Below are 9,272 nucleotides of genomic sequence, written 5' to 3'. Positions count from 1 at the left end.
GCCCTTGCGGGTGCGCGGAACGCGGGCTCGCTTTCGGTAGGTAGAACGTTCTGTCTTGACAAGTGGCGGCACCCTTGCCAATCTGAGGGTACAGAACGTTCGTTCTTGCGGCGAGGGCGGTCGGTGATCCGGCGCGTCAACCGACCGCAGAACAGAGCGAGTTGCCTTCCTCTCCGCATTGCTACCCCCACCGAAAGGGACTTTCCGTGAGCACCATCGCTGCTCCGTCCGGCATCACCGGGACGGCCTCCGCACTGCGCCGGCTCTACTTCGTCCGGTTCGCCTTCGCCATCGTCTGGGCTCTCGTGATGTTCACGATGGCATCGAAGATCACTCCGGTCGGGGCCGTACTGCTGGTGCTGTACCCGCTGTTCGACGTGGGCGCGGCCGTCGTCGACGCGAGGTCGTCGCGCGAGACGGGATCGCCGGTGCTGTTGTACGTGAACATGGCGGTCAGCCTCGCCACTGCCGTCGGCGTGGCCGTCGCCTGCGCGTCCGGCATCCCGGCGGTGCTGCGCGTGTGGGGAGCCTGGGCGGTCGTGGCCGGTCTGGTCCAGCTCGTCGTGGCCGTGCCCCGCCGCAAGATGGGCGGCCAGTGGCCGATGATCCTCAGCGGCGGTATCTCGGTCCTGGCCGGGGCGTCGTTCGTCGCGTCGGCCGGCGCGGACGACCCCGCGCTCACCAGCGCGATCGGCTACGCCGTTCCGGGCGGCATCTTCTTCCTCATCTCGGCCCTGCGCCTGGGCCGCAGCGCCGAGGCGAAGTGACAGCGCCCACAGGTGCGACGCCATCGTGATGGGCGCGGGCCCGGTCGGGGAGAACATCGCCGACCGGGCGTCGCGAGGCGGGCCGAGAGCGGCCGTCGTCGTACAGGAGTCTGCGCCCCGTCGTTCAGGACGGCGTCACTTGGTGACGATGGACTCCACCCAGGCGATGAAGTTCGCCGTGGCGCTGCCGGTGCGTTCGGCCTGCGTGTGACCCTGGGCCCACACGGTGGCGAAGTCGACGCTGCCTATGCCGTAGTTGCGCAGGGCCAGCGCGAGGTTGATCTCGGTCGTGTTGCCGGTGTCGCCCTGGGCGATGCCGGTGCGGATGCGCCAGTGCGGCGCCACCTGCGAACGCCGGTAGCCTCCGAGAGCCGGCGAGAGGTAGTACATCGGGTTGTAGGCGTTGGCCCTCCAGGCCACATCGTTGCCGATGCTGTCGGCCTCGGCGAAGTCGCTGGCGTATGCGGAGGCGCCGTAGGAGGAGTCCCAGTCGGAGTATGCGGCGTAGGCCGTCTCGTTCTTGGCGATGACGTCGCGCGTGAGCGGCGCGAAGTGCAGGGGGGCGTCGAGCCCGGTCCCGAAGACGCCGTTCTCCGTCTGGCCGCGCGCGTAGCCGTCGAACGCGCCGACCGGTTTGCTCGCGTTCTTCTGGCTGGTGACGAATCCTTCGAGGCTGAGCACCGTGGCCTTGCCCGTCCCGGAGTCGTAGTCGACCCAGGTGCTGCTGCTGTTGAGGTAGGCGATGTAGTCGGCGGCGGTCTCGAAGGTGGTCGAGGCCGCAGCCGCCGAGGGCGGACCGGGCGGGCCCGACGGGGGCGTGTACGTGTAGGGGAACGTGGTGTCGGCCAGGAAGTTGTTCAGCGAAGTGGTGATCACCGAGAGCAGGTGCTCGTAGTAGCTGCCGGCCAGGTAGGTGCCACTGCTGGACCTGGTCAGTTGCAGCCGTTTGCCCTGTTCGTCACGGAGGCCCAGGCGGTTGACGTACGTGGCGTAGGCGCCGGCGAGGTCGCCGGAGTAGGCGCTGGTCCAGGTGCCCGCCGCGCGGGTGGCCGTCGAGGCGAACTGCCCCATGTTCCACTCGTAGGACAGGTTGGCCTCGGCGAGGTTGGTGATCGGGCACCAGGCCATGACGCCGTTGACGGCGTCGCTGAGCGACCGCCCGTCGGCGTCCTCCATCGCCGCGCCGATCGAGCGCAGGTAGGGGAGGTACAGGGAGCTGTCGCCGGAGGAACCGGCGACGGTGTCCTGGGCGCCGCCGCCGCTCATGCCGAAGAGGAAGACGCTGTCCGTGCTGCCGGGCAGGATGCCGCGGTTGTACCGCAGGTAGCGGACCGCGGCCTTGAGGTCGGTCACGCCCCAAGGGGCGTCGCCCGTCAGGGTGTCGGTCGAGCTCGAGGTTCCGCGCAGGCCCGGCCATACGTAGACGAGTCCGGCCGCGAGATAGGCCGACACGGCGTTGAAGTTGTAGGACGTGGCCGGGGACTGCGCGGAGTAGCCGGGCGTGTTGACCGGGATCGCGATCGGCGCCGTGCCCGCGGAGTACTTGCCGACGGTGCCCTTCCGGTTGACCGTCGCGGTGTACGTGGTGCCGTCGCTGTTCGGGGTCGCCGTCAGGTAGGCGCCCGGAACGTAGATCGACAGGTTCTCGTAGTCGGTCGTGGCCGGGTTGGTGACGTACGCGATCCCGAGCTGGTAGTAGACGTCGTTGGCCGCGTCGTAGGACCAGGCGGTGGAGTCCAACTCCAGCCCCGTGGCCTTGGCGGACGTCTTCTTCGGGGACGGGGCGGCGGCGGAGGCCGTGCCGGTGCTCTGGGCGGCACCGAGCGCGGCCAGGGCCGCGACGCCGGTGCCCTGGATGACGGTTCTGCGACTGACGTGCACCCGTGAACCTCCGTGTGTTCAGGTTGCGTTGACAAGGGAGGGCCTGCACGCCGTGCCTCGTGGCTGGTGGTCATGACAGGCCGTGCGGTTGGGCACGACCGTAGAGCCGAGGCACTTTGCCAACAATATCTTTTACAATCTCGTGGACGGTTTCATAGGGGGCTCCTAGGCTGCGGTAGATGGCCCCGGGGTCCAGGAGGTGTCATGAAGTGGCGCGGATGTGGGGTCCGAGCGCACAGAGTCGGAGCGGCTGCTCGCCGTGGACAAGGCCCCGCTATCGCGTGCCGCGCGGCGGCAGTCGCTGTGTGATCCGGTCGAACAGCTCCGTCAGCGGTTCGCCGACGTCCCGGCCGAACTCGGTCAGCCCGTAGGTGACCTGAGGTGGCGTCGTCGGCTCGACCTCCCGCCGGACCAGGCCGTCCTGGACCAGTGCGCGCAGGGTCTGGGAGAGCATCTTCTCGCTGACGCTCCGGATGCTCTCGCGCAGCTCGTAGAACCGGAGGTCGTTGCTCCGCAGGGCGATCAGCACCCAGACGCCCCACCTGCTGGTCACGTGGTCGACCACATCACGGGCAGGGCAGTCGGTGTGAAACACGTCATAGGGCTTGTCCGCCTCGGCCTGCCTGTGCTGCGCGCCTCCCTCCATGGCATGAGCTTACCCCGAGGTACGTCCTTACCAAAAGTTAGCTCGAGCTCCTAGCGTGACGGCCACCTAGCACATCAAGGAGCTGATCATGATTGTGGTGACCGGAGCCACCGGGAACATCGGGCGGCCGTTGACGCGGCTGCTGGCCGAGTCGGGCGAGCGGGTGACAGCGGTGTCACGGCACACTTCGGCAGTGCCGGACGGCGTCCGCCATGTGGTGGCCGACCTCGCCGAGCCGGCCGGCCTGAAGCCCGCGCTGGCCGGTGCCGAGTCGCTGTTCCTGTTGCTGTCGGGCGACCTGCACGCGACAGGAGCCAACCCCGCCGACATCATCGGCGAAGCCGCGGCCGGCGGGGTCCGCCGTGTCGTACTGCTCTCCACGCTCGGGGTGGTGACCAGGCCCTTCGGTACCACGCGGATCGCGATGCGCGCACTGGAGGACACCCTGCGGGAGTCCGGCCTGGAGTGGTCGATCCTGCGGCCGGGCGGCTTCGCCTCCAACGCCCTGTGGTGGGCCGAGTCGGTCCGCGCGCAGCGGGTCGTCGCCGCGCCTTTCGGCGATGTCGGAGTGCCGGTCATCGACCCGGCGGACATCGCCGCGGTCGCGGCGGCCTGCCTGCTGGACGACCGGCACACCGGCCGGGCCTACGAGCTGACGGGCCCTGAGGTGATCACTCCGCGCCGGCAGACGGAGGCCATCGCCGCCGCGCTGGGATCGCCCGTCAGGTTCCAGGAGCTCACCCGCGACGAGGCCAGGGCCGCCATGACCCGGAGCATGCCGGCGGAGCTCGCCGACGACACGCTGGACATCCTCGGGTCTCCGAGCCCGGCCGAGTTGCGCGTCAGCCCGGACGTCCAGCAGGTCCTGGGCCGGCCCCCGCGCCCCTTCGCCGACTGGGTCGCCCGCAACGTCGCCGCGTTCCGCTGAGAACCTGTGTGATGTCCCCGGCCGGGGACATCACACAGGCTCCGAGACAGGTCGGCACCGCCGGAACTGTTCATGACCGGCGCGGGACCTGACGGGGCGGCGGCGCCGCGGGGTTCGGGAGCCGGTGGTCCCGTCCTCACGCCGTCGCTCTCACCCCCGTGCCCAGTTCGCGCCGGGCGCGGGCCGCCGCGCCGACCGGGACGGCGTCGGAGGCCAGGGACGCGCGGACCAGGCGGACGGGATGGCCGCTGACCGGTGGGTCGGCGGCCAGGGCGGACAGGACGGCGGGCTCCAGCAGGGGCCAGGCCCGGCTGACGCCGCCGCCGACGACCACCGTGGTGATGTCGACGACACCCGCCGTGATGACGATCGCGCGGGCGATGCCCGCTCCCGCGGCGCGGTACACCGCGGCCGCGTCCTCGTCGCCGCGGGCGGCGGCCTCGGCGACCTCGCGGGCGGTGCGGCGGAGGCCGGTGCGGTCGGCGTAACGCGCCCCGATGGAGCGGCCGGAGGCCAGCGTCTCCAGGTGGCCCCGGCCGCCGCAGGTGCAGGGCAGGTCACCGAAGCCGGGGATGTGCCCGATCTCGCCGGCCGCGCCGTGCGGACCCGCGTACAGGGCGCCGCCCGTCCACAGAGCGCCGCCGACGCCGGTGCCCAGGGTCATGCCGAGGACATCGGTTTCGCCGCGCACCGCTCCGCCGTACACCTCACCGTGGAGGAAGGCGTTGACGTCGTTGTCCAGGAAGGCCGGGACGCCGAGGGCCTCCTCGACGGCGGCGGTGACGGCGAAGCCCGCCCAGTCGTGGAAGGAGTCGCTCGCGACCAGGACGCGGCCGGTCACGGAGTCCACCAGCCCGGCGGCACCGATTCCGGCGCCCACCAGCCGGCCCGGGGTGCGGGCCAGCAGCGGGGCGAGCGCGCCGAGCGCGGCGCCGACCATGGCCCGGCCGCCCTCCAGCGCCGGGGTGGTGGTCTCCGCGCGGTCGAGGACGGTCAGGTCGTCCGAGCAGACCACCACCTGGGTGGTGGTGCCGCCGATGTCGATGCCGGCGAACAACGGCCGGAGCGTGGTGGGGATGGCGGAGTCCCGCGGGTCGTGGGGGGAGAGACGAGGCCCGGTCACGCCTGGGCCTCCGTACGGCCGGCCGCGAGGGCGGCCAGGCGTTCGGCCCTGCGGCCGCGCTGCACCACCGGGTCGGGCACCGGCACGGCGGCCAGCAGCCGCCGTGTGTAGTCGGTCTCCGGACGCAGCAGGGTCGTCCCGGTGGAGCCCTGCTCCTCGATCCGGCCGGCGCGCATCACGACGACGCGCTGCGCGAAGTGCTGCACGACGGCGAGGTCGTGGGAGACGAAGAGGCAGGCGAAGCCGAGCTCGCCCTGGAGTTCGGTGATGACCTCCAGGACCGCTTCCTGCACGCTCACATCCAGCGCGCTGGTGGGTTCGTCGGCGACCAGCAGTCGGGGTTCCAGGACCAGGGCCCGGGCCAGGCTGACCCGCTGACGCTGTCCGCCGGAGAGTTCGCGGGGCGCGCGCCGTGCGAGTTCGCGTGGCAGCCTGACCTGCTCCAGGACGGCGGCGACCTTGGCCTGCCGGTCCTTGGCGGACAGGTCGCGACGGTGCACCCGCAGGGGTTCGGCGACGCACTCACCGACGGTCATCCGGGCGTCGAGGGAGGCGACCGGGTCCTGGAGGACGACACCGATGCCGGCCCGCAGGGCGCGGCGGGCCCGTGCGCGGGTGCGCCCGAGGTCGGTGCCGAACAGGGAGACGGTGCCCGAAGTGGGCGGGATCAGGCCGAGAGCGACCCGCGCGGCGGTGGACTTGCCGGAGCCGGACTCGCCGACCAGACCCAGGGTTTCCCCCGGACCGACCCGGAACGACACGCCGTCGAGGGCACGTACGGCGGCCGTGCCGCGGCCGAACAACACGCTGATGTCGCGCAGTTCGACCACCGCCTCGCCCTCGGGACCGCCGCCGGGCGCGGAAGGCGGGGCCGACGGCTCGGTGGCGGAACGGTCCGTCCGGGCCGGCCCGGACACGGCGAGCCGGCCGCTGTCGTCCGGGGTCTCGGCCTCGGCTCCGGTGTTGGCCCCGGCTCCGGCGACAGCTCCGGCGTCGGCCCCGGCTCCGGCTCCGGCGACAGCTCCGGCCTCGGCGTCGGCGTCGGCCCCGACTCCGGCGTCGGCGACAGCCCCGACCTCGGATCCGGCCTCGGCGACGGACAGCCGGGGTACGGCGGCCAGCAGCCGCCGGGTGTAGTCGTGGGCGGGACGCAGCAGGACGTCCTCGACCGGTCCCGTCTCCACGATCTCGCCGTGGTACATGACGGCGACCCGGTCCGCGAAGTCGGCGACGACGCCCATGTTGTGGGTGACGAGCAGCACGCCGGTGCCCGTCTCGCCGGCGAGCCGGCGCAGCAGGTCGAGGATCTCGGCCTGCACGGTCACGTCGAGGGCGGTGGTCGGCTCGTCGGCGATGAGCAGGCCGGGCTCGTTGGCGATGGCCATGGCGATCACGACCCGCTGGCGCTGTCCGCCGGAGAGCTGGAACGGGTAGGCGTGGGCGCGCTTGTCCGGTTCGGGGATGCCGACCCGGCGCAGCAGTTCGACGGCCTCCGCGGCGGCCTCCTTGGCGGACACCTCGCGGTGGTTGCGGATCACCTCGGTGATCTGCTTGCCGATCCGGGTGAGCGGGTCGAGCGCGGTGGCCGGCTCCTGGAACACCATGGAGACGGTCTTGCCGCGCAGCGCCGCGAGGCCGTTCTCCGGGGCGCCGACGACCTGGGTCCCGGTGATGACGGCGCTGCCGGTGGCGCGGGCGTTCTGGGCGAGCAGGCCCATCGCGGCGAGCGCGATGGTCGACTTGCCGGAGCCGGACTCGCCGACCAGGGCCAGCGTCTCGCCCGGCCGGACCTGGAGGGACACGCCCTTGACCGCGGGTACGTCGCCGGTCTCGGTGGTGAAGACGACGCCGAGGTCGTCGAGTTGAAGTACGGGGCCGGACGCCGCGGCGCGGGCGGCGGAGCCCTTGGTGGTGGCGGTCATCCGCGTCCCCTCACATCGAATGCGTCGCGGAGTCCGTCCCCGATCGCGTTGAACGCCCACACCACCAGGATGATGGCCAGGCCGGGCGGCAGGATGAGCCACCAGTAGCCGGAGTAGGCGGCGGTGAGACCGGCGGAGAGCATGCCGCCCCAGTCGGTCTGCGGCGCCTGGACCCCCATGCCCAGGTAGGAGACGTAGGCGACCAGCAGGATGGCGTCGGCGACCTGGAAGGTCGCGGCGACGATGATGGTGGACACCGAGTTCGGCAGGATGTGACGCAGGATCGCCCGGGCGTGCGTACCGCCGATGGCGCGCAGGGTCAGGACGTAGTCGCGGTTCTTCAGGGTCAGTGTCTCGGCGCGGACCAGCCGGGACGGCACCAGCCAGGACACCAGGCCCAGGATGACGACGAGACCGGTCAGGTCCGGCGTGGTGATGGCGGAGACCACCAGCAGGATGAACAGCGCGGGGATGGCGATGCCGGCGTCGACGATCCGCATCATCAAGGCGTCGATCCAGCCGCCCGCGTAACCGGCGGCCGCACCCCACAGGGTGCCGATGACGGTGGCGAGGACGCCCGCGGCGAGGCCGACGATCAGGGAGACCTTGCCGCCGTACATCAGCCGGCCCAGCTCGTCGTGGCCGACGGCGTCGGTGCCGAGCCAGTGCGCGCCGCTGGGGGCGAGGTTGACCTGCTGGAGCATGGTGTGGGTCTGGTCGGTGGAGTACACCAGCGGACCGGCGAAGCAGAACAGGAAGAAGAGGACCACGACGGCGAGTCCGACGACGGCCAGCTTGTTGCGCAGGAAGCGCCGGACGGCGAGCCGGGCGCCGGATGCCTCGCGCGGCGGGGCGGCCTTGGCCGGGGTCATGTCCGGCTGGATGACGGCGCTCATGCCCGGCCTGCCTTCACTCGGGGGTCGATGATCCGCTGGACGATGTCGGCGAGCAGCGTGCCGACGACGGTGGCGACGGCGATCACCAGGACGCAGCCCAGCAGCACCGGGTAGTCGGAGGACTGCGCCGCGGTCCAGAACAGCAGCCCCATGCCGGGGTAGTTGAAGAGCTGCTCGACGACCAGGGCGCCGCCGAAGAGCACCGGCACGTAGTAGCCGAGCATGGCGACGACGGGCGTCAGCGAGTTGCGGAACACGTGCCGCCACAGGATGGCGCGGGCGCTGGAGCCGCCGGCCCTGGCCGTACGGACGTAGTCCTCGGAGAGGTTCTCCAGGGTGGCCGCGCGCATGTAGCGGCTGAACACCGCGATCATGGAGGCGGCGCCCGCGACCACCGGCAGCACCAGGGCCTGCGGTTCGGAGAACACCTGGGCCAGCGTCTCGCCCTGCGGCGCCTGCGACGGGAACCACGCCAGCCCCTGGCTGAAGACCAGTACAAGGATCAGCCCGAGGAAGTACACGGGCGTGGAATAGGCGATGAAACTCAGCGTGGTGATGACGTAGTCCACCGGCTTGTTGCGGCGCACGGCCTGCCACATGCCCATCGGGACGGCGATGAGGAGGCCCACGAGAGCCGACAGCACGGTGAGGACCAGGGTCTTCGGCAGCCGCTCGGTGATGAGCTGGGAGACAGGCTCGTTGAGCGTGTACGAGGTCCCGAGGTCCCCGTGCAGCAGTTGGCCGAGGTAGTAGAGGTACTGCACGGGCAGCGGCTTGTCGAGGCCCTGTTCGTGGTTGAAGTGGGCGATCTGCTGTGCGGTGGCCTGCGGCCCGAGGATGCCGCGCGCGGGGCCTCCGGGCAGGGCGTGCAGCAGGCCGAAGACGACGATCGTCACGATGACGATCACCGCGACGGCCTGGAGGACGCGTCTGATCAGGTACGAGGGAGTGCTCATGTGTTTTCCGGTCGCTTCGTGTCTGTGGTGCGCGCGGGCGTCACCTGGACATGGACGTCACTGCGACGTGGGCGTCGGCGGGGCGGGTGCCGGTGTGGCGGGTGCCGGTGTGGCGCGGGCCGCAGGGGGGTGTGCGCGGGCCCTTGGGCGGTC

The 9,272-nt window shown here is 71.5% G+C and carries 8 protein-coding genes; 2 read left to right on the top strand and 6 right to left on the bottom strand.

Translation table 11 applies throughout. The features are described from left to right. Positions 1-206: 206 nt before the first annotated feature. Positions 207-767, top strand: a complete 561-nt coding sequence (locus tag ACFV6E_RS21595) for a hypothetical protein (protein ID WP_385175300.1) — start codon at positions 207-209, stop codon at positions 765-767. Between the two features lie 135 nt (positions 768-902). On the opposite strand, the gene ACFV6E_RS21590 is transcribed toward ACFV6E_RS21595, so the two are convergent. After that, positions 903-2,648, bottom strand: coding sequence for an esterase (locus ACFV6E_RS21590; protein ID WP_385463672.1), 1,746 nt, complete (start codon positions 2,646-2,648; stop codon positions 903-905). 274 nt (positions 2,649-2,922) lie between these two features. Then, positions 2,923-3,294, bottom strand: coding sequence for a winged helix-turn-helix transcriptional regulator (locus tag ACFV6E_RS21585; protein ID WP_385463669.1), 372 nt, complete (start codon positions 3,292-3,294; stop codon positions 2,923-2,925). Between the two features lie 88 nt (positions 3,295-3,382). Here ACFV6E_RS21585 and ACFV6E_RS21580 point away from each other — a divergent pair, with 88 nt between their 5' ends. Next, complete coding sequence (locus tag ACFV6E_RS21580) at positions 3,383-4,222, top strand: SDR family oxidoreductase (RefSeq protein ID WP_385463667.1); 840 nt, start codon at positions 3,383-3,385, stop codon at positions 4,220-4,222. Positions 4,223-4,358: 136 nt separating this feature from the next. Here the strand turns inward: ACFV6E_RS21580 and ACFV6E_RS21575 are convergent, their stop codons facing one another. From ACFV6E_RS21575 to ACFV6E_RS21560, 4 genes are all read right to left on the bottom strand, one after another. Beyond that, on the bottom strand, positions 4,359-5,279 hold the full coding sequence (locus tag ACFV6E_RS21575; RefSeq protein WP_385463691.1) for an ROK family protein: 921 nt from the start codon (positions 5,277-5,279) through the stop codon (positions 4,359-4,361). Between the two features lie 62 nt (positions 5,280-5,341). Then, a complete protein-coding gene (locus ACFV6E_RS21570) occupies positions 5,342-7,267 on the bottom strand; it encodes a dipeptide ABC transporter ATP-binding protein (RefSeq protein WP_385463664.1) in 1,926 nt (641 codons plus the stop codon). Continuing rightward, positions 7,264-8,163 carry an ABC transporter permease gene (locus ACFV6E_RS21565; RefSeq protein ID WP_385463661.1) on the bottom strand — a complete coding sequence of 300 codons (900 nt, stop codon included), beginning with the start codon at positions 8,161-8,163 and terminating at the stop codon, positions 7,264-7,266. Before ACFV6E_RS21565 ends, ACFV6E_RS21570 begins: the two co-directional genes overlap by 4 nt. Beyond that, a complete protein-coding gene (locus ACFV6E_RS21560; protein ID WP_385175283.1) occupies positions 8,160-9,119 on the bottom strand; it encodes an ABC transporter permease in 960 nt (319 codons plus the stop codon). Before ACFV6E_RS21560 ends, ACFV6E_RS21565 begins: the two co-directional genes overlap by 4 nt. Between the last annotated feature and the right edge of the window lie 153 nt (positions 9,120-9,272).

It is taken from the genome of Streptomyces sp. NPDC059785 (genome assembly GCF_042732375.1).
Classification (GTDB): Bacteria; Actinomycetota; Actinomycetes; order Streptomycetales; family Streptomycetaceae; genus Streptomyces.
This window is presented reverse-complemented; position numbering and strand designations above follow the sequence as displayed.

Bases quoted from the DNA above. Each gene is read 5' to 3' on its own strand.
- ACFV6E_RS21585 (WP_385463669.1), bottom strand. From the start codon at position 3,294: ATGGAGGGAGGCGCGCAGCACAGGCAGGCCGAGGCGGACAAGCCCTAT.
- ACFV6E_RS21580 (WP_385463667.1), top strand. From the start codon at position 3,383: ATGATTGTGGTGACCGGAGCCACCGGGAACATCGGGCGGCCGTTGACG.
- ACFV6E_RS21570 (WP_385463664.1), bottom strand. From the start codon at position 7,267: ATGACCGCCACCACCAAGGGCTCCGCCGCCCGCGCCGCGGCGTCCGGC.
- ACFV6E_RS21565 (WP_385463661.1), bottom strand. From the start codon at position 8,163: ATGAGCGCCGTCATCCAGCCGGACATGACCCCGGCCAAGGCCGCCCCG.
- ACFV6E_RS21560 (WP_385175283.1), bottom strand. From the start codon at position 9,119: ATGAGCACTCCCTCGTACCTGATCAGACGCGTCCTCCAGGCCGTCGCG.